Genomic DNA, 16,727 nt, shown 5'->3' with positions numbered 1-16,727 from the left:
GCTCCTACGGCGGCCGGTCATGCCCGAAACCGCAGTTCAAGACGGGTCTTGACAATCATTAGGGAATCTCTTCGCGTTCACCATCGTGATCACCTGGCTCGCGTTCGTCCTCGTCGGGCTGACCGACTGGGCGTGGGGCCCGAGCATCGCCGGGTACGAGTCGCAGCCGGCCCAGCTGGGCCTCGGCGGGGCGGCGGAGATCGCCGCCTCCGTCGCGATCGGCATGGTCGCCCTGGTGCTGCTGCCCGTCGTGCTGCGGGCGCTGGCCCTGGGGGACGCAGCCCTCGCGCGCGCCCTGCTCACCAACGAGAACGCCTCCCTGCGGGCCCGCGGCGACAAGCTCACCGCGCAGCGCGCCCAGGTCGGCGCGGAGGAGGCGAGCACCCTGCGGAAGGTGGAGCGGGATCTGCACGACGGTCCCCAGCAGCGGCTGATCCGCCTCCAGATGGATCTACAGGGTGCCCAGCGCCGCATCGACAGCGATCCCGCCGCCGCCCGGGTGCTGATGGGCGAGGCCCTCGAGCAGTCCAACCAGGCGCTGGCCGAGCTGCGGGCGCTCTCCCGCGGCATCGCACCGCCGATCCTGGCGGACCGCGGCTTCGTCGCCGCCGTCGACGGGCTCGCCGCGCGGGCGACCGTTCCCGTCCGCGTGCACAGCGACCTGCCGGCCGGCGAGCGGCTGCCCGAGGCCGCGGAGAACGCCGCCTATTTCGTCGTCTCGGAAGCCCTTGCGAACATCGCCAAGCACGCCGAGGCGTCGGCCGTGGCCGTGACCATCACGGCCACGGCCGACGCGCTGGTGCTGCAGATCGACGACGACGGCGTCGGCGGGGCCCACCCGGGGAAGGGCCACGGGCTCGCCGGGCTCATCGACCGCCTCGCCGGAGTGGACGGCCAGCTCCATGTGGACAGCCCGGTGGGTGGGCCGACGCGCATTCAGGCCACCATCGATCTCGCCGGAGAACCCTCGCCCACACGCCTGGCCTGAGCGCCCGGCACCTACTGTTGGGCCATGCGCATAGTGCTCGCCGAGGACTCGACCCTGCTCCGGGAGGGCCTGATCCGGCTGATCGAGGAGACCGGGGCGGAGGTGTCCGCGGCGGTCGGCGACGGCGAGGCGCTCACGGCGGCTGTCGCCGAGCACCTCCCAGACCTGGTGATCACCGATATCCGGATGCCGCCGTCCTTCCGCGACGAGGGACTGCGCGCCGCCATCGCGATCCGCGCCCGCCACCCCCAGATCGCGGTGCTCGTCCTCTCTCAATATGTCGAGGCGAGCTACGCCTCCGAGTTGCTGGGCGCCGGGGCGGGCGCGGGGGTCGGCTACCTGCTCAAGGACCGCATCACGCGGTTCGAGGACTTCCAGGACGCGATGACGCGCGTGCAAGCGGGCGGCACGGTCATCGACCCGGACGTGATCACCCATCTCCTCGCCGCCCGCCGCCGCGACGCGCCCTTGGCCGCGCTCTCCCCGCGGGAGCTCGACGTCCTGGCCCTGATGGCGCAGGGCCGGACGAACGCCGCGATCGCCGAGGCGCTGAGCATCAGCGCCGGCGGGGTGGAGAAGCACATCAGCTCGATCTTCGCCCGGCTGGACCTGCCGCCGTCGGGCCAGGATCATCGGCGGGTGCTGGCGGTGCTGAGCTATCTCAGGGACCGCCCGGCCTGACGCGTCAGCCGTTGAACTCTGCCGGGTGCGGCCCCATGCGGCCATCGCGCTCGAGCGCGTCGATGGCACCGAGCTCGGCGCCGGCCAGCTCGAAACCGAGGAGGTCGAGGTTCTCGCGGATCCGGGCCAGCGTCACCGACTTCGGGATGATGATCCGCCCCTGCTGCAGGTGCCAACGCAGGATGACCTGGGCGGGGGTGCGCCCGTGCGCCGCGGCGATGGCCGCGATCGCCGGGTCGTCCAACACCGTGCCCTGGGCCAGCGGGCTCCACGCTTCGGTGGCGACTCCGTGGCGCTGGTTGAACTCGGCGAGGCCCCGCTGCTGCAGCGCGGGATGCAGCTCGACCTGGTTGACGGCGGGAACCACGCTGCCGACGTCGAGCAGCCGCTGGAGGTGCTCGGGCAGGAAGTTGGAGACGCCGATCGCGCGGACCCGGCTGTCGGCGTACAGCTTCTCGAGCGCCCGCCACGAGTCGACATACTTGTCGGTGGCCGGCGCTGGCCAGTGGATCAGGTACAGGTCCAAGTAGTCGAGGCCGAGCTTGTCCAGGCTGGCGTCGAACCCGGCGAGCGCGGCGTCGTGGCCTAGGTCGGCGGTCCACAGCTTCGAGGTGACGAACAGGTCCTCGCGGGCGATGCCGGACTCGGCCAGCGCGCGGCCGGTCCCAACCTCGTTGCCGTAGATGGCCGCCGTATCGACGGAGCGGTAGCCGGCCTCGAGGGCGGTGGCGACCGCGGCGGTGGTCTGCGCGTCGGGCACCTGGAAGACGCCGAAGCCGATCTGCGGCATCTCGACGCCGTTGTTCAGGGTGATGGTGGTCATGGGAGCTCCTTTTAGACGGTGGTGAGTTCTTGGGCGGCCGGCTGGGCGATGGCCGTGCGGGCTTGGCGTGCGGCGGCAGCCATCACGAGCACGGCCAGCACGGTGATGGCGGCGCCGGCCCAGATCGGCGAGGTGTAGCCGAGGCCGGCGGTGATCGTGACGCCGCCGAGCCACGCGCCGAGCGCGTTGCCGACGTTGAACGCGCCGATGTTGGCGCCGGACGCGAGGGTGGGGGCGTCGCTGGCGAACCTCATCACCCGCATCTGCAGTCCGGGGACGGTGGCGAAGCCGAAGACGCCCATCAGCAGCAGGGACAGTACCGCCATCGCCGGGCTGTGCGCGGTCATTGCGAACACGGCGAGGACCACCGCCAGGGCGGACAGGGCCACGAGCAGGGTGGCGTCGACGTTCCGGTCGGCCGCCTTGCCTCCCAAGGTGTTCCCGATGAACAGGCCGACGCCGAAGATCATCAGCAGCCACGGCACCGCCGCGCTGTCGAAGCCGCTGACGGAGGTCAGGGTGTAGGCGATGTAGGTGAACGCGCCGAACATGCCGCCGTAGCCGAGGACCGTGACGAGGATCGAGAGCCACACCTGGCCGGACTTGAAGGCGCGCAGCTCCCCGCGCAGGCCGCCGGGGCCCGCAGCGCGATGGCCGATGTTCGGGACGAGCGCGAGGATGCCGATGAACGCCAGCACCCCGATCGCGGAGATCGCCCAGAACGTGGATCGCCAGCCCGCGCTCTGCCCCAGCAGGGTGCCGAAGGGCACGCCGAGGACGTTCGCGGCGGTCAGGCCGGTGAACATGATGGCAATGGCCCCGGCCTTCTTGTGCGGGGCGACCATGTCCGCTGCGACGACGGCGCCGATGCCGAAGAACGCGCCGTGGCAGAGCGCCGCGATCACGCGGCCGAGCATCATCACGGAGTACGTGGGCGCCAGCGCCGAGAGCGTGTTGCCCGCGATGAACAGGACCATCAGCGTGGCGAGCACCGGTTTGCGGGGCAGGCGGGTGACGGCCGCGGTCAGGACGAGGGCCCCGACGACGACGCTCAGCGCGTAGCCGGAGATCAGCCAGCCGGCGGTGGCCTCGCTGACGTCGAAGTCCGCGGCGACCTCCGGCAGCAGGCCCATGATGACGAATTCGGTCAACCCGATGCCGAACCCGCCGAGGGCGAGGGCGATCAGACCAATGGGCATGTGCGGTGCTCCTTCGAGGGGTATGTGCGTAAGCTATTAGTTGCAGGCGCGGCATTGATTGTTGCATGAGCGGATAGGCCGCGCAAGCAACTAAATGTCGGCGGCGCTGTGGCGTTCGACACCGGAAGGGGCAAGCGAGTGGGTATCAGGGACGACGCGGTCGAGATCAGGTCGCAGGGCTGGCGGACTCTGGCCGCGCTGCACGGGCTGATCGAGTCCGAGCTCGAGCGCGCGCTGCAGGCCCAGGCGAAGCTCTCCGTGGTCGAGTACACCGTCATGGACGCGCTGAGCCGCCAGGACGGCTGGCACATGCGCATGCAGCAGCTCGCCCGCGCGACGGCGCTCAGCGCCAGCGCCACCACGCGGCTGGTGAACCGCCTCGAGGACCGCGGCCTGCTCACGCGGATCTTGTGCGCGGACGACCGCCGCGGCATCTACACCGAGCTCACCCCCGCCGGCCGGGAGCTGCTGGAGGAGGCCCGGCCCGTGCACGACGCGACGCTCGAGCGCGCGCTATCAGGTGCCCAGCAGGTACCGGAGCTGGCCCCGCTGGTGGCGGCGCTGCCCCTGCTGCACGTCAAGGCGTAGGCGGCTAAAGGGCCGTCACGCCCAGGACCCGGGCGGCCTGCACGGGCTTGGGGCTCGCCCCGCAGCTCACGGCCCGCGCCGGCAGCGTCTCCAACGCCACGTCGACGGACCAGCGCCGGCCATCCGCGTGCCCGACGGTCCGGGTATCGCCGTCGCCCGTGACATCCAAGTCGTTGAGTTGCGCGTCGGGCACGAGCCCTCTCACCGCGATCTCCGCGGCCTGGCCTGCGGCGTCCCAGCAGCCGCGTCCGCGCAGCCCGTGGAGGGGCAGCCGCCCCGCGGCGAGCTCGGTCACGGCGTGGACGGACTCTAGGGCGTCGAGGCGGCCCCAGCTATAACCGGTGGGCAGGCTAATCATCGACGGCGCGAAGCGGTGCCCACCGGTGTGTGAGCACTCCCACACGTCCTGGCCGGCAGCGGCCAGGGACGCGGCGATCGGCCGGCCCCACAGCGCGCAGCAGACGTCCCGCTTGCCATGCGTGCACACGAGCGTGACGGGATCGAGGACCGGCGTGCCCAGGCCGGGGGCATCGCCCGCGAGCAGCGTGAGGTCCAGGTCCAGCAGGTCCGACGGCCCGGAGACGGTCAGGGTCTCGCACCAGGATTGCTCGGGAGTCGAGTTCGCCAACAGCACAGTGCTTTTAGGCGCTTCATTGCCGGATCGGCCGGGGCGGTGCATCAGCATCAGGCGCACGCCGGCCGCCTCGGTGGCCGCGCGCAACATGGCCGTGAGCTCAGGTCCGAACGCGGTGCCGTCGAGCACGTCTCGACCCCAGGCCCCGCGATGCTCCAGGCACAGCCAGCGCTGCACGGCGGCCGTGGTGCCGGGCAGCGGCTCGTCCAGCGCGGATATCTCGGCGCAGCGCAGATCCAGATCGATGGAGCCCATGGGGCCCATCCTCTCAGACGAAGCAGCGGCCCTCGCCGCGATAGGTCGGGACCGTGGCCTCCAGGTTGCCGGCGCGCACCAGGTGCACCTCGTTGAACCGCTCGAACAGCTCGCCGGACTTCGCGTGGCGCAGCCACACCCGGTCGCCGATGTGCAGTCCCGCGGCTCCGTGCAGTGGGGACTGGACCTCGCCGGCCCCTTCGTCGCGATCGAAGGTGAGCCCCGTCGGGAGGGCTGGGGTGGGTGCGCGATCGGGGCCGGGCACGCCCGACGCGGGATAGCCGCCGCCGAGCAGCGTGGCCATGTTCGCCATCGGCTTGCGGACCACCGGCATGGCGTATGCGACGGCCGGTTGCAACGCCAGCGAGCGGTAGCTGTCGAATAACACCGGATTGAAAAGGCCTGATCCGGCGGCCAATTCGGTGACCGCGCCGACCTCGGCGGTGCGCTGCAAGCTGCCGGACCCGCCGCCGTTGACGAGTTCGAGCGGGGGCGCGCCGCGGCGGGCGAGGGTCTGCTCGACGGCGTCGATCACGGCCGGCAGCCGTGCCGCGATCTCCTTGAGGGACGCGGCCTGCATCTGCCTGATGACCAGCTGGCGCAGCGGCCGGCCGGGGATGATGTCGCCGACGCCGGCGATGTGGCCCTCATAGGCCAGCAGCGAGTTCAACTCCACGTGCTCCGTCGCGCAGATCTGTGCGGCCAGCGCCGCGGCCTGCTCGGGGGTGCGGATCGGGGAGCGCTTGGGGCCGACCTTCAGGAGCCCGCCCAACGGCCGCCAGCCGAGGTCGATCTCCATGCACAACGGGATGGACCGCCCGGTGCCCGCGAGCGCACCCGCGCTGGCAGAGATCAATGCGACGTGCGCGGGGTCGTCCACGACGAGGCGGATCGTCGCCCCGGTGGTGGCCATGGCCTCGGCGACATTGCGGATGCCTGCCACGTCGACGCTCGGATACGCCACCAGTAGATCGTCGAAGCCCGCGCGCGCGAGATGGACAGCCTCATCGGGCGTGAACGCCATGACCCCGCGGAATCCGGGATGGTGGTCCAAGACGTGACGGATGATCGAGGTGCAGCGGATCGACTTGCTGGCCACGCGGATCGGATAGCCGCCCGCCGCCGCGGTCAGAAACCGGGCGTTCGCGTCGAGCGCGTCCAAGTCGATGGCAGCCACCGGGGCCCCGTCATTGGGCACGGCGGTGTTGAGCCGATGCAGGCTGTCGGTCACTGGATCACTCCTCGCGCACGACGATGCCGTCGTCATCGCTGTAGAGGATATGGCCGGGCGTGAACTCGACCCCGCCGAAGCTCACCGGAGCATCGCGCTCGCCCGCGCCGGTCTTGCTGCTCTTGCGCGGATTGGTGCCCAGCGCCTTGCAGCCGATCTCGAGCGTCCTGATGATGGCGGAGTCGCGGACCGCGCCATTGATGACGAGCCCGTTCCAGCCGTTGGTGACGCCGAGGCCCGCGATGAGGTCGCCGACCAGCGCGGTGTGCACTGACGCGTCGCCGTCGACCACGAGCACGCCGCCGTTGCCGGGGGTGCCGAGGATCGACTTGAGGAGGGCGTTGTCCTGGAAGCATTTGACGGTGGTGATGGGGCCGGAGAATGTGGCATGCCCGCCGAACTGGAGGAACTGAGTATCGCAGCTGCGGACGCCGGGGCCGATCTCGTCGACCAGGTCTGCGGTGGCGGGAATATCGTTCTGTGCGACATCGCTCATGGTGGGTCTCCCAAGGTCTTCTCGGTTGTATGGCCGACGCGGTGGCGTGGCAAGGCAACATTAGCGAAAAGCATACCTGGACGACCGTCTATGCGAGGGCCGATCTCTAGGACAGGTCGCGGAGCGTGAGCGCGCCGCCGATGATCGCCACCAGGGCGCCCACCACGTAGACGGCGATGCGAACCCCCGTTGGGGCCTCGGCCATGGTGACGACGGTCGCTGCGACCATCACCCCGATGAGCAGCGCGATCCCATAGAGCGGGGTGCGCTGTGGATGTTCGCCGATGGCCATGACTCCAGTGTGCGCTGATTGGCCTTTCGCGGCTATTGTCGGCGGGTGCGGCCAGGGTTAGTCTTGAGAAATCCTCCCCGAAAAGGCGGCTGAACATGGGTTTCTTCGATCTCGCCTACCGTGTCGGCTTCACTCCCTGGGAAAGGGCGGGCGAAAACTTCCCCGTCGAACTCGACGACTATCTCGCCCGCACGGGCCTCGCTCCCGGCCGGGCCCTGGACATGGGCTGCGGCACCGGCGATCACGCGATCGCGCTGGCGGCTAGGGGCTGGCGCGTTATCGGGGTGGACTACGTGGCCCGGGCGGTGCTCCGGGCGCGTAAGAAGGCCCGCGCGGCCGGGCTGCAGATGCGTTTTGTGGTGGGCGATGTGGTGGAGCTGTGCGAGGTCTTCGAGGACAACGGGGTCGGTATGGGCGAACCGTTCGGCCTCGTCCTGGACTTCGGTTGCTTCCATGGTCTGAACGATCCGGAGCGGCGCGCGTATGCCCGCGAGCTGAGCTGCCTGGTGGAGCCCGGGTCGCGATTGCTGATGCTGGCGTTCACCCCCGGCCGGCGGGGACAGCTGCTGCGCGGTGCCGACTGGGAGCGCATGCGCGGGGACTTCGCTGGGTGGGAACTGGAGTCGGAGCGCCGGATGGAGGCCTTCGGCGGCAGGCTCGCCGAGGCCGCTGAACTCCACTGGATAGAGCTCGTGCGCACCGGGCTCCGCGCCACGAGGTGACGCCACGGCCAATGTGTGCCATACTTACCTTTGGTCGTAGCATTTGTTTGTGTGTTTCCACGCTCGCAAATTCTTAGTTGGGCGTGATGGACCTCTCTGCAGAACCAGTCGAGAACCGCCGCAAGACGAAGGCCCGGGAGTCCGAGGATCGGAATCCTGTTCGACACTGTTAGAGGAGTTAAAAAATGACTGAAGGCACCGTGAAGTGGTTCAACGCCGAAAAGGGCTTCGGCTTCATTGCACCTGACGACGGCTCCGCCGACGTCTTCGTGCACTACTCGGAGATCCAGAGCGGCGGCTTCCGCAGCCTCGAGGAGAACCAGCGCGTGAGCTTCGAGGTTGGCCAGGGCCAGAAGGGCCCCCAGGCGACCGGCGTTACGCCGCTCTAATTTCTGACGCATCTGACTCGTCCTTGACGAGCTAGCTGTATCGCGAGAACCCCGTCTCCTTATGGAGGCGGGGTTCTTTGCTGTCTGGAGTGCCGCGGCCTCGCGAACCGTGTTGTTCCTGGCCCACGCTGTGTGAGCGAGGAACAACACGGTCCGCGAACGCGAACGCGACGCGAATGGCGGGAGGGGGTTACGCCCAGCTGACGGTATCCGCGGCGTCCAGGCGGGGGAGGCGGTCGAACCACGCGTTCTCGGCGGGGTGGCCGATGTTGACCACCATCAGCGAGCGCAGGCGGCCCACCGGGAAGAAGTCGGCGTCCAGTCCGGCGTTGTCGAAGCCCGTCATGGGGCCCGCGGCCAGGCCCAGCGCGCGGACGGCGAGGATGAAGTAGCCGGCCTGCAGCGCGGAGTTCATCTGCGCCATCTGGCCGCGGACCTCGTCGTTGCCGGCCAGGAAGTCCTTCATGCCCGGGTTGATCGGGAAGACCTGGGGAATGAACTCGTGGAACTCGGTGTCCACGGCCAGCACCGCGACGGCGGGGGCGCCGGCGGTTTTGGCCTGGTTGCCCTCGGACATGTGCGAGACGAGACGATCGCGGCCTGCGCCCGGCCGGACATAGAGCACGCGCAGCGGCTGGGTGTTTGCGGCGGTGGGTGCCCACTTCGCGTGTGCCCAAATCGCTTCCAGCAGTTCATCGCTCACGGGCGTGTCGGCGAAGCTGTTCGCGGTGCGGGCGCCGCCGAACAGGGTGGCGAGGGCGGACTCGTCGAGCTGCGGCAGGCGGGCGGCGGAGGTGGTGGTGTCCAGGACTTCGGTCATGGGGCTACTCGATTCATCGATGCTACTGAAAACATGTGGACTTCTAAAAACATAGTTGCAGACGAAATCGTAGCAGCTTGCTAGTGTGGTGTCATGATTGTCGACGGTGAAGTGGCGCGCGAGCCCAGGGTGTGCGACGTGGCGCTGGCCCGCGCCTTCGGTTTCCTCGGCAAACGCTGGAACGGTGTCATCCTCGGCACCCTGCTCGACGGCCCCGCGGGTTTCGCGGAGCTCAAGCGGGCCGTCGGCGGGATCAGCGATTCAGTGCTGTCGGCACGGCTGGCGGACCTGGCGGCGGCGGGCCTGGTGCATCGGCAGGTGGAGCCGGGGCCGCCGGTCTCCGTGAGCTACCGGCTCAGCGAGTCCGGCCAGGGGCTGCTGCCAGCGCTGACCGAACTCGCGGCGTGGGCCGAGGCGAACCTGACCGGGCAGTGCCCGGGAGAGGCTGGATAGAAAAAACGGCCCCCACCTGGACGGGGAGGCCGTTCCTGCGCGCTTCTAGTCCTCGCGGCTGAAGTACTCGAGCACGATGCGGTCGAACGCGACCCGCTGCTCGATCATCGCCCAGTGGCCGCACTTGCTGAACACGTGCAGCTCGGCGTTGGGCAGGTGGCGGAAGGCGAAGTGCGCGCCCTCGTACGGGAGCATCCGGTCGTCGCGGCCCCAGATGAGCAGGGTCTCCTGCTTGATGGACTCGGCGCGCGTCCACAGCGGGGCGGTGCGGAACTCGGGGTTGAAGATGGAGCCGAAGATGTCCATGGTCCGCTTGATGGCGCCCGGCTCGAGGGCGGCGGCCAGACGGGTGTCGATCAACTCGTCGCTGGCCACCTTGCGGTTGCCGACCATCGTGTCCACCCAGGCGACCATGCCCTCGCGGGTGGGCTTCTGCAGGAACTCGAACAGTCGGCGCGAGCCCTCGCTGGGGTTGGGCGCGAAGAGGTTCTCGGCCAGGCCGCCCGGGCCCATCAGGGCCATTTTGCGCACGCGGGTGGGGTAGGCCAGCGCGGTCTCGCAGGCCACGTTGCCGCCCATCGAGTTGCCGACGATGTCGACCTGGTCGATGCCCAGGGCGTCGAGCAGCGCGTTGACCGACTCGGCCGCCACCACGGGATAGGACGCATCCCACTTCAGCTCCGGGCTGCGGCCGAAGCCGGGCATGTCCAGGATGATGGTGCGACGCTCGGCCGCGAACGCCGCGAAGTTGCCGGCGAAGTTGGACCAGCCGCTGACGCCGGGGCCGGAGCCGTGCAGGAACAGCACGGGCGTGCCGGGCTTATCGGCGCCAGCCTCGTTGTAGTGCAACTCGAAGCGCCCCGCGGTGACGGTGTGGGACGTGGCGTCGAAATCTAGGGTCTCGCTCACGGGGTGGCCTCTCGGAAGTGTCGATGGAAGTAATCCATTAGAACACGTTCCAGTTTTGCGGGAGTGGGCCTAGCGGTTGAAGCGGCTCTCGTACTCGTTGCGCTCCGCGTAGTCGCGCTCATGCACCCACGTGTCCGCGAGGTCCGGATCCAGGCCGTGCTTGACCAGGCGGTGCCGGCGATAGACGCGGTTGAGCGCCACCGAGAAGTACACGAACGGTACGAAGATGGGCAGCGTCGCGCCGAATTTGGTGAACAGGTCACTCGGGATCAGCCACAGCAGGCTCAGTCCCAGGAAGCATGGGATGACGAAGCGGATGGTCATGCGCACAGCCGCGCCGCGTCCGCCGAGGTCCTGGAGGACCCAGTTGTTCATCGACTTCGGCAGTACCTTGCCGTAGCAATAGCCCAGGTACTGGAAGATGTTCGGCTTATCGCCGGTCATAGCGCGTGTCCCGTGTTCGGATTCTGGCGCGGGCCGCGCTGCGGTCCGCTGGTGGGTGGGCGTCCCCACGTGGGCACGCCCACCCCCAGACTATCGGATCGCAGCGTTGGCGACGATGGCGTCATGCACGTACTGCGCCAAGCCTGGGGCCACGTCCTCATAATGCCGGCGGAACCGCTTGTCCGCCAGATACATCTGCCCGAGGCACACGTGCATCTCGTAGTTGCAGTCGTAGAACCGCTCGATGCCCGCGCGGTGGCGCTCCGCGAGCTGGGCCGCGATGGGGCCGTCGGCGGGCACGCCCTTGCGCAGGGCCGTGGCGAACTCCGCCTCGAGGGCGTCCGTCTCGTCCTTGACCTGCCGCCAGTCGTCCTTCGTGAACGACGCGGTGCGGGCAGCGGACTGCTTCCACTCCTCGCCGTCGCCCCAGCGCTGCTGCGCCTCCTCCGTATACTCCTCACCCAGCCAGTTCGGCCCGAAAATCTCGCGCTGTTCCGCAGGGGTCAATTGAATGCCCATGGTCTTCGCCTCCATCATCTTCTCCACGGCCGCAGCCATCTGATGCAAACGATCGATCTGCTCGGTCAGCAGGTCCCGCTGCCTGCGCAGGTGGGCCATCGCGTCCACGTCGGGATCATCGAGCAGGCGCTGGACCTCCTGAAGTGGAAAACCCAGCCCCCGATACGTCAGCACCGAGTGGATGCGCTCGACGTCCGCGGGGCCATAGATGCGGTAATCGCCGCTGGTGCGCAACTCCGGCGTCACCAGCCCGATGCTGTCCCAATGATGCAGGGTCCGCACGCTCACCCCGACCAACCTCGCGATGGAGCCGACCGTCAGTTCTTCGTTCACAGCTCTGACCTTTCAGCCTGCCGCCGCGTCAGGGTCAAGCCCACTGCTCGAGGCTTGAGGAGTGCCCGCAAGAATATCCTCAATCGGGGTTCGCGGGGTCAGAAACTTGTCTGTGACTCAGAGTAGTATGAACTAAGACTCGTCAATCCGGACGTCCTTCGAGGGGGATCCATGCCCGCGCCGACCACCGAGACCTTTGCGCGTCTCAAGAAGCTTGTCGCCATCACTGATGCGGACCAGCGCCCGACCAAGCCGATCACCGAGGTCTTCACCGGCCGTGAGCTTGCGACCATCCCCGTGGGCACCGCCGATGACGCGCTCGCCGCCATCGCCCGCGCCCGCACGGCCCAGAAGCAGTGGGCCAAGCGCACGCCGGAGCAGCGTGCGGAGATCTTCTTCCGCTACCACGACTTGGTGCTGTCCAACCGGGATGCGCTGCTGGACCTCGCGCAGGCCGAGACGGGCAAGTCCCGCTCCGCCGCGCTCGAGGAGATCCTCGACATCGCGATGACCGCCCGCTACTACGCCCGCACCGGGCCCAAGGCGCTCAAGCCGCAGCGCGTCGCCGGCATGATCCCCGGCGCGACCAAGACCGTGGTGCACCAGCAGCCCAAGGGCGTCGTCGGCGTCGTCTCGCCGTGGAACTACCCGATGACCCTGGCCGTGTCCGACGCCATCGCCGCGCTAATGGCCGGCAACGCCGTCGTCATCAAGCCCGACAGCCAGACGCCCTACTGCGCGCTCGCGTGCGCCGAGCTGCTCTACCGTGCGGGGCTGCCCAAGGAGCTCTTCGCCGTTGTGCCCGGACCCGGCGCCGTCGTCGGCACCGCGCTGGTGGAGAACACCGAGTACCTCATGTTCACCGGCTCCACCGCCACCGGACGGGTGCTCGGCGAGCAGGCCGGCCGCCGCCTCATCGGCTACTCCGCCGAGCTGGGCGGCAAGAACGCCATGATCGTCACCAAGGGCGCGAAGCTGTCCCGCGTGGTCGACGCGGCGACCCGCGCCTGCTTCTCCAACTCCGGGCAGCTGTGCATCTCCATCGAGCGCATCTACGTCGAGCGGGCGATCGCCGAGGAGTTCACGGCCGCCTTCGCCAAGCGCGTCCAGCAGATGACGATCAGCGGCAAGTACGACTTCGGCATCGAGATGGGCAGCCTCATCTCCGTCGCGCAGATCGAGGCCATCACCAAGCACGTGAACGACGCGGTGGGCAAGGGCGCGACGATCGTCGCCGGCGGCAAGGCCCGCCCAGATCTCGGCCCGCTGTTCTTCGAGCCCACCGTCCTGACCGGGGTCACCGACGAGATGGAGTGTGCGGCGGCGGAGACTTTCGGCCCGCTGGTCTCGATCTACCCGGTCGACAGCGTCGACGAGGCCATCGAGAGGGCCAACGACACCGAGTACGGGCTCAACTCCAGCGTGTGGGCCGCGACCCCGGCGGCCGGCGAGCGCATCGCCGCCCGCCTGCGGTCCGGCACCGTCAACGTCAACGAGGGCTACGCGCCCGCCTGGGGCAGCACCGCGGCCCCGATGGGCGGCATGGGCATCTCCGGCGTGGGCCGCCGCCACGGCTCGGACGGGCTGCTCAAGTACACGGAGTCGCAGACCATCGCGACCCAGCGGCTCACCGGCATGGCTGGCCCGCCCTGGATGCCGGCCAAGCCGTGGTCGAAGGCGCTGCCCATCGCCATCAAGGCGATGAAGTACCTGCCCGGCCGCTAGACATCGGAAACGCGCTCGGCGCTCGCCTCCCCGCTATGGGGAGACGAGCGCCGAGCGCGTTCTAGGAGCTAGTCGGCCTTGCGGCACCGGCGGCAGCGGCGCACCAGCACGACGGCGACCAGGCCCGCGAGGACCCCGGCCGCGATCTTCGGCACTGCGCTCGAGCGCGGCGGGGTCGGCAGGGACTCCGTGGCCACGAGCCGGGGCGCTGCGGGCGGCTGGGGCGCGGCCTGCGGGGCTTCCGCCTTGGCGGCCGTCGGAGTCGGGGCAGTGGCCGGAACCGGGGCAGCGGCCGGCGCCGGTGTGGGGGCCTTCACTGCGGCGGGCTTCGCCTCGGGGACCACTGCCTTGGCAGCAGCGGGCTTCTCGGCAGCAGGCTTAGGCTCGGCGGGCTTGTCAGCCGCGTGCTTGGGCGCAGCAGGCTTGGCCGGCTCGGGCTTCGCCGCTGCGGGCTCCGGAGTGGCGGCCTTGGGGGCGGGCGCTGGAGTCTTGGGCGCTGGAGCTTTGGGGGCAGGTGCCTTGGGCGCCGTGCTCTTCGGCGCGGCGGGCTTGGGCGCTGCCGGCTTGGCCTTGTTGGGCTCGCTCGGCTTGTCGGACGGCGTTACCTGTTCGGCCATGGATGACACTCCCTTGTCATTACTTCTCGATCACGCAGGCACGCCGCTGTCCCGCCGTCGGGAAACAAGGTGGTCTCCCGGGACAGAAAACAGCGCGACGCCACACGACCGAGAACTGTGTGGTGCAGAACTGTGCTGCCAACATCATGCCTTGGTTTAGGTCAGAATGCCGCCGACAGGCGCATCAGCCGCCCGGGACGGGATCGGGCAGGGATTCGATTCAGGGTGCCCGGCAAGCGTTGAATGAACCTCGGTCTGGCCACGCGCGGCACGGCATGCCACGATGCTTACGAGGTTGGCAGCCCGCCACGGCGTATTATGACAGCGGCACAAGCCACCAAGATAACAGCAATACGAACTCTCGAGCGCGTCGACGATAGCGCCACCGCGTCCGAGACTCGCCGCGGTCGCAGGTCAACGTCCGCGGGTCTTTCCCGCACTGAACTGCGCCGCGACCGCAGCGCACCACACGAACGGAAGTCCTACATGTCGGTCTCGATCACACCCTCGGTCGGAACGCACTCGAAGATCATTGCCATCGGTGCTTACCGCCCGGAGCGGATCGTCACGAATGACGAGATTTGCGAGACGATCGACTCCACGGACGAGTGGATCCAGACCCGCTCAGGCATCAAGAGCCGGCACTTCGCCGCCGAAGACGAGAATGTGGTCGACATGTGCGTGGAGGCCGCGAAGAAGGCCATCGCTGTGTCCGGCCTTGCCGTCGACCAGATCGACTGCATCATCATCGCCACCAACTCGCACTATAACCAGACGCCGCAGGCCGCGACCCTGGTCGCGCACCGCCTGGGCCTGAACAAGCCCGGCTCGTTCGACCTGGCCGCGGGTTGCGCAGGGTTCAGCCACGGACTGGCCGTCGCGTCGGACCTCATCCGCGGCGGCAGCGCCAAGCATGTGCTGCTCGTCGGCGCGGACCACATGAGTGTGGGCCTGGACATGACCGACCGGTCCACCGCCTTCATCTTCGGCGACGGCGCCGGCGCCGTGATCGTGGGGCCGTCGGACGTTCCCGAGATCGGGCCGGTGGTGTGGGGTTCCGACGGCGAGCAGTCCGTCGCCATCCGCCAGGAGCCGACGTGGATGGAGATCGTGCGCAGCGGGGACTACTCCCGCCCGGCCCTGCACATGGAGGGTCAGGCGGTGTTCCGCTGGGCCGCGTTCAGCATGGGCAAGGTCGCGCGGCAGACCCTAGAGGTCTCCGGCGTGACCATCGAGGACCTCGACGCGTTCATCCCGCACCAGGCCAACCAACGCATCACCGAGGTCCTGTGCCACAGCCTCAAGCTGCCGGAGACCCTCCCCGTGGCGGACGACATCGTCACCACCGCGAACACGTCCTCCGGCTCGATCCCACTGGCCATGGAGGCGATGCTGCGCGACGGCAAGGCCAAGCCGGGCGGCCTCGCGCTGCTGGTGGGCTTCGGCGCGGGCCTCGCGTTCGCCGGCCAGGTCGTGCGCCTGCCCAAGTTCGTGGGCTAAACCTGCTTCCCGCTGGCTCTTTACGCCTGTTGTGTGCCCTTACGCATCCCGCAACGGGCGTAAGGGCACACAACAGGCGTAAGGCGTCTCTGGGGCATGCGCAGGGGCATGGCGCAGGGCGGGGTCAGGCGGTGGTGGCCAGGGCCGCGGCCAGCCCGAGCACGACGGCCATCACGGCGATCTCGCCGCAGGCCCGGCGCAGGGAGACGTCCGCGTCGAGGCGGTGCCCGCGGGCGGCCGGCACCCAATTGCGCCGCGACCACCAGCCGGCGGCGATGAGCAGGGCCAGCAGCACCGTCTTCGCCAGCAGGATCCGGCCGTAGCCGGTCTCGACCAACGCGGTGAGGATCGCGGCGGGGTTGGAGCCCTCCCGGCGCAATCGGCCGGTGGGCTGGAGCAGCGCGCCGAGGACCCCGGTGGCCAGCAGCACCCACACGGAGAAGAACGCAGCGACGGAGAAGCGGGGCAGCATCCGCGACCACTCGCCGCGACGGCGCAGGGTCACGGCCATCGCGCCGAGGAGCCCGCACCAGATCGCGGCGCACAGCACATGCGCCAGGATCACCATCGCGCCGATGCTCTGCTGGGACAGGTGCCCGCCCAGGGGCAGGCCCGCAAGCCCCAGGACAGACAGCGCCAGCAGGGGCAGGGTGCTGTGCTGGCGGCCGAAGTTGTGCTCGAGCCCGGCCAGCACCGCGCACACCGTCGCGCAGCCGAACTCCAGCACCAGCAGCCTGCCGGTGCTGACAGAGTCGAGGTATTCGCCCCACATCGGTAGGGACACGTCGGGCAGGGGCACGTTGGCGCTGTCAGCGGTGAGCGCGACGGACAGGGCCAACGCGGCCATCGCCCAGATGCCCGCCGCGGCGGCGAGGGGCTGCCACACTCGGCTGCGCAGCGCGGGCCGCAGCTTCGGCTCCTCCAACAGATCTAGTGCGGCGAGGCCGAACGTGAGGATTCCGGCCACCCCGGTCGCGATCCGCAGGACGCTGGAGAACGGGGCGGCCGCGGCGCCGGCGAGCGCCACCGCGAGACCGAATCCCAGCAGTGCCGCGGGCACGACGATGGCCGGCCGTAACAGCCGATCCGCCACCGTGCCCCCGGCCACC

At 69.3% G+C, this 16,727-nt stretch carries 20 protein-coding genes; 8 read left to right on the top strand and 12 right to left on the bottom strand.

Annotated features, from left to right (window positions below; all coding sequences use genetic code 11):
• The first annotated feature begins 85 nt into the window (after positions 1 to 85).
• Both TBIF_RS17290 and TBIF_RS17285 read left to right on the top strand, forming a co-directional pair.
• Positions 86 to 988, top strand: coding sequence for a sensor histidine kinase (locus tag TBIF_RS17290; RefSeq protein WP_024796009.1), 903 nt, complete (start codon positions 86 to 88; stop codon positions 986 to 988).
• 24 nt (positions 989 to 1,012) lie between these two features.
• Positions 1,013 to 1,669 (top strand): response regulator transcription factor, encoded by a 657-nt coding sequence (locus TBIF_RS17285; RefSeq protein WP_024796008.1) that lies wholly within the window; start codon positions 1,013 to 1,015, stop codon positions 1,667 to 1,669.
• A 4-nt stretch (positions 1,670 to 1,673) separates the two neighbouring features.
• On the opposite strand, the gene TBIF_RS17280 is transcribed toward TBIF_RS17285, so the two are convergent.
• Both TBIF_RS17280 and TBIF_RS17275 read right to left on the bottom strand, forming a co-directional pair.
• Positions 1,674 to 2,492 (bottom strand): aldo/keto reductase, encoded by an 819-nt coding sequence (locus tag TBIF_RS17280; protein ID WP_024796007.1) that lies wholly within the window; start codon positions 2,490 to 2,492, stop codon positions 1,674 to 1,676.
• A gap of 11 nt (positions 2,493 to 2,503) precedes the next feature.
• Positions 2,504 to 3,691: an MFS transporter gene (locus TBIF_RS17275; RefSeq protein ID WP_024796006.1), complete on the bottom strand. Its 1,188-nt coding sequence runs from the start codon at positions 3,689 to 3,691 to the stop codon at positions 2,504 to 2,506.
• A gap of 138 nt (positions 3,692 to 3,829) precedes the next feature.
• Between TBIF_RS17275 and TBIF_RS17270 the strand changes: the two genes are divergently transcribed.
• On the top strand, positions 3,830 to 4,279 hold the full coding sequence (locus tag TBIF_RS17270; protein ID WP_024796005.1) for a MarR family winged helix-turn-helix transcriptional regulator: 450 nt from the start codon (positions 3,830 to 3,832) through the stop codon (positions 4,277 to 4,279).
• 4 nt (positions 4,280 to 4,283) lie between these two features.
• On the opposite strand, the gene TBIF_RS17265 is transcribed toward TBIF_RS17270, so the two are convergent.
• The 4 genes from TBIF_RS17265 to TBIF_RS17250 form a co-directional block, all read right to left on the bottom strand.
• The gene (locus tag TBIF_RS17265) at positions 4,284 to 5,168 is read right to left on the bottom strand and encodes a ferredoxin family protein (RefSeq protein WP_024796004.1); all 885 of its coding nucleotides are present in this window, start codon (positions 5,166 to 5,168) and stop codon (positions 4,284 to 4,286) included.
• Positions 5,169 to 5,181: 13 nt separating this feature from the next.
• Positions 5,182 to 6,399, bottom strand: a complete 1,218-nt coding sequence (locus TBIF_RS17260; RefSeq protein WP_038171690.1) for an alanine racemase — start codon at positions 6,397 to 6,399, stop codon at positions 5,182 to 5,184.
• A gap of 4 nt (positions 6,400 to 6,403) precedes the next feature.
• Positions 6,404 to 6,895: a ribonuclease E activity regulator RraA gene (gene rraA, locus TBIF_RS17255; protein WP_024796002.1), complete on the bottom strand. Its 492-nt coding sequence runs from the start codon at positions 6,893 to 6,895 to the stop codon at positions 6,404 to 6,406.
• Positions 6,896 to 7,001: 106 nt separating this feature from the next.
• Positions 7,002 to 7,187, bottom strand: coding sequence for a hypothetical protein (locus tag TBIF_RS17250; protein ID WP_024796001.1), 186 nt, complete (start codon positions 7,185 to 7,187; stop codon positions 7,002 to 7,004).
• Positions 7,188 to 7,282: 95 nt separating this feature from the next.
• On the opposite strand from TBIF_RS17250, the gene TBIF_RS17245 reads away from it, so the two are divergent.
• Positions 7,283 to 7,909, top strand: a complete 627-nt coding sequence (locus TBIF_RS17245) for a class I SAM-dependent methyltransferase (RefSeq protein ID WP_024796000.1) — start codon at positions 7,283 to 7,285, stop codon at positions 7,907 to 7,909.
• Between the two features lie 185 nt (positions 7,910 to 8,094).
• Positions 8,095 to 8,298, top strand: a complete 204-nt coding sequence (locus tag TBIF_RS17240; RefSeq protein ID WP_024795999.1) for a cold-shock protein — start codon at positions 8,095 to 8,097, stop codon at positions 8,296 to 8,298.
• A gap of 190 nt (positions 8,299 to 8,488) precedes the next feature.
• Here TBIF_RS17240 and TBIF_RS17235 read toward each other — a convergent pair whose 3' ends face one another.
• Positions 8,489 to 9,118 carry a malonic semialdehyde reductase gene (locus tag TBIF_RS17235; RefSeq protein ID WP_024795998.1) on the bottom strand — a complete coding sequence of 210 codons (630 nt, stop codon included), beginning with the start codon at positions 9,116 to 9,118 and terminating at the stop codon, positions 8,489 to 8,491.
• A 93-nt stretch (positions 9,119 to 9,211) separates the two neighbouring features.
• Between TBIF_RS17235 and TBIF_RS17230 the strand changes: the two genes are divergently transcribed.
• A complete protein-coding gene (locus tag TBIF_RS17230; protein ID WP_024795997.1) occupies positions 9,212 to 9,571 on the top strand; it encodes a winged helix-turn-helix transcriptional regulator in 360 nt (119 codons plus the stop codon).
• 45 nt (positions 9,572 to 9,616) lie between these two features.
• On the opposite strand, the gene TBIF_RS17225 is transcribed toward TBIF_RS17230, so the two are convergent.
• The 3 genes from TBIF_RS17225 to TBIF_RS17215 form a co-directional block, all read right to left on the bottom strand.
• Positions 9,617 to 10,480, bottom strand: coding sequence for an alpha/beta fold hydrolase (locus TBIF_RS17225; protein WP_024795996.1), 864 nt, complete (start codon positions 10,478 to 10,480; stop codon positions 9,617 to 9,619).
• A gap of 69 nt (positions 10,481 to 10,549) precedes the next feature.
• The gene (locus TBIF_RS17220) at positions 10,550 to 10,924 is read right to left on the bottom strand and encodes a DUF5313 domain-containing protein (RefSeq protein WP_024795995.1); all 375 of its coding nucleotides are present in this window, start codon (positions 10,922 to 10,924) and stop codon (positions 10,550 to 10,552) included.
• Between the two features lie 90 nt (positions 10,925 to 11,014).
• Positions 11,015 to 11,776 carry a MerR family transcriptional regulator gene (locus TBIF_RS17215; RefSeq protein WP_024795994.1) on the bottom strand — a complete coding sequence of 254 codons (762 nt, stop codon included), beginning with the start codon at positions 11,774 to 11,776 and terminating at the stop codon, positions 11,015 to 11,017.
• Between the two features lie 171 nt (positions 11,777 to 11,947).
• Here TBIF_RS17215 and TBIF_RS17210 point away from each other — a divergent pair, with 171 nt between their 5' ends.
• Positions 11,948 to 13,501, top strand: a complete 1,554-nt coding sequence (locus TBIF_RS17210) for a succinic semialdehyde dehydrogenase (protein WP_024795993.1) — start codon at positions 11,948 to 11,950, stop codon at positions 13,499 to 13,501.
• Positions 13,502 to 13,569: 68 nt separating this feature from the next.
• On the opposite strand, the gene TBIF_RS23885 is transcribed toward TBIF_RS17210, so the two are convergent.
• Positions 13,570 to 14,118, bottom strand: a complete 549-nt coding sequence (locus TBIF_RS23885) for a hypothetical protein (RefSeq protein ID WP_024795992.1) — start codon at positions 14,116 to 14,118, stop codon at positions 13,570 to 13,572.
• Between the two features lie 486 nt (positions 14,119 to 14,604).
• On the opposite strand from TBIF_RS23885, the gene TBIF_RS17200 reads away from it, so the two are divergent.
• Entirely contained in the window at positions 14,605 to 15,618 is a 1,014-nt protein-coding gene (locus TBIF_RS17200) for a beta-ketoacyl-ACP synthase III (RefSeq protein ID WP_024795991.1), read from the top strand.
• Between the two features lie 124 nt (positions 15,619 to 15,742).
• On the opposite strand, the gene TBIF_RS17195 is transcribed toward TBIF_RS17200, so the two are convergent.
• Positions 15,743 to 16,726, bottom strand: a complete 984-nt coding sequence (locus TBIF_RS17195) for a CopD family protein (RefSeq protein WP_024795990.1) — start codon at positions 16,724 to 16,726, stop codon at positions 15,743 to 15,745.
• Between the last annotated feature and the right edge of the window lies 1 nt (position 16,727).

The organism is Tomitella biformata AHU 1821 (genome assembly GCF_000524475.1).
Lineage (GTDB): Bacteria > Actinomycetota > Actinomycetes > Mycobacteriales > Mycobacteriaceae > Tomitella > Tomitella biformata.
This window is presented reverse-complemented; position numbering and strand designations above follow the sequence as displayed.

Coding starts and splice junctions, on each gene's coding strand:
- TBIF_RS17285 (WP_024796008.1), top strand. CDS start 1,013: ATGCGCATAGTGCTCGCCGAGGACTCGACCCTGCTCCGGGAGGGCCTG.
- TBIF_RS17280 (WP_024796007.1), bottom strand. CDS start 2,492: ATGACCACCATCACCCTGAACAACGGCGTCGAGATGCCGCAGATCGGC.
- TBIF_RS17275 (WP_024796006.1), bottom strand. CDS start 3,691: ATGCCCATTGGTCTGATCGCCCTCGCCCTCGGCGGGTTCGGCATCGGG.
- TBIF_RS17265 (WP_024796004.1), bottom strand. CDS start 5,168: ATGGGCTCCATCGATCTGGATCTGCGCTGCGCCGAGATATCCGCGCTG.
- rraA (WP_024796002.1), bottom strand. CDS start 6,895: ATGAGCGATGTCGCACAGAACGATATTCCCGCCACCGCAGACCTGGTC.
- TBIF_RS17250 (WP_024796001.1), bottom strand. CDS start 7,187: ATGGCCATCGGCGAACATCCACAGCGCACCCCGCTCTATGGGATCGCG.
- TBIF_RS17245 (WP_024796000.1), top strand. CDS start 7,283: ATGGGTTTCTTCGATCTCGCCTACCGTGTCGGCTTCACTCCCTGGGAA.
- TBIF_RS17240 (WP_024795999.1), top strand. CDS start 8,095: ATGACTGAAGGCACCGTGAAGTGGTTCAACGCCGAAAAGGGCTTCGGC.
- TBIF_RS17235 (WP_024795998.1), bottom strand. CDS start 9,118: ATGACCGAAGTCCTGGACACCACCACCTCCGCCGCCCGCCTGCCGCAG.
- TBIF_RS17230 (WP_024795997.1), top strand. CDS start 9,212: ATGATTGTCGACGGTGAAGTGGCGCGCGAGCCCAGGGTGTGCGACGTG.
- TBIF_RS17220 (WP_024795995.1), bottom strand. CDS start 10,924: ATGACCGGCGATAAGCCGAACATCTTCCAGTACCTGGGCTATTGCTAC.
- TBIF_RS17210 (WP_024795993.1), top strand. CDS start 11,948: ATGCCCGCGCCGACCACCGAGACCTTTGCGCGTCTCAAGAAGCTTGTC.
- TBIF_RS23885 (WP_024795992.1), bottom strand. CDS start 14,118: ATGGCCGAACAGGTAACGCCGTCCGACAAGCCGAGCGAGCCCAACAAG.
- TBIF_RS17200 (WP_024795991.1), top strand. CDS start 14,605: ATGTCGGTCTCGATCACACCCTCGGTCGGAACGCACTCGAAGATCATT.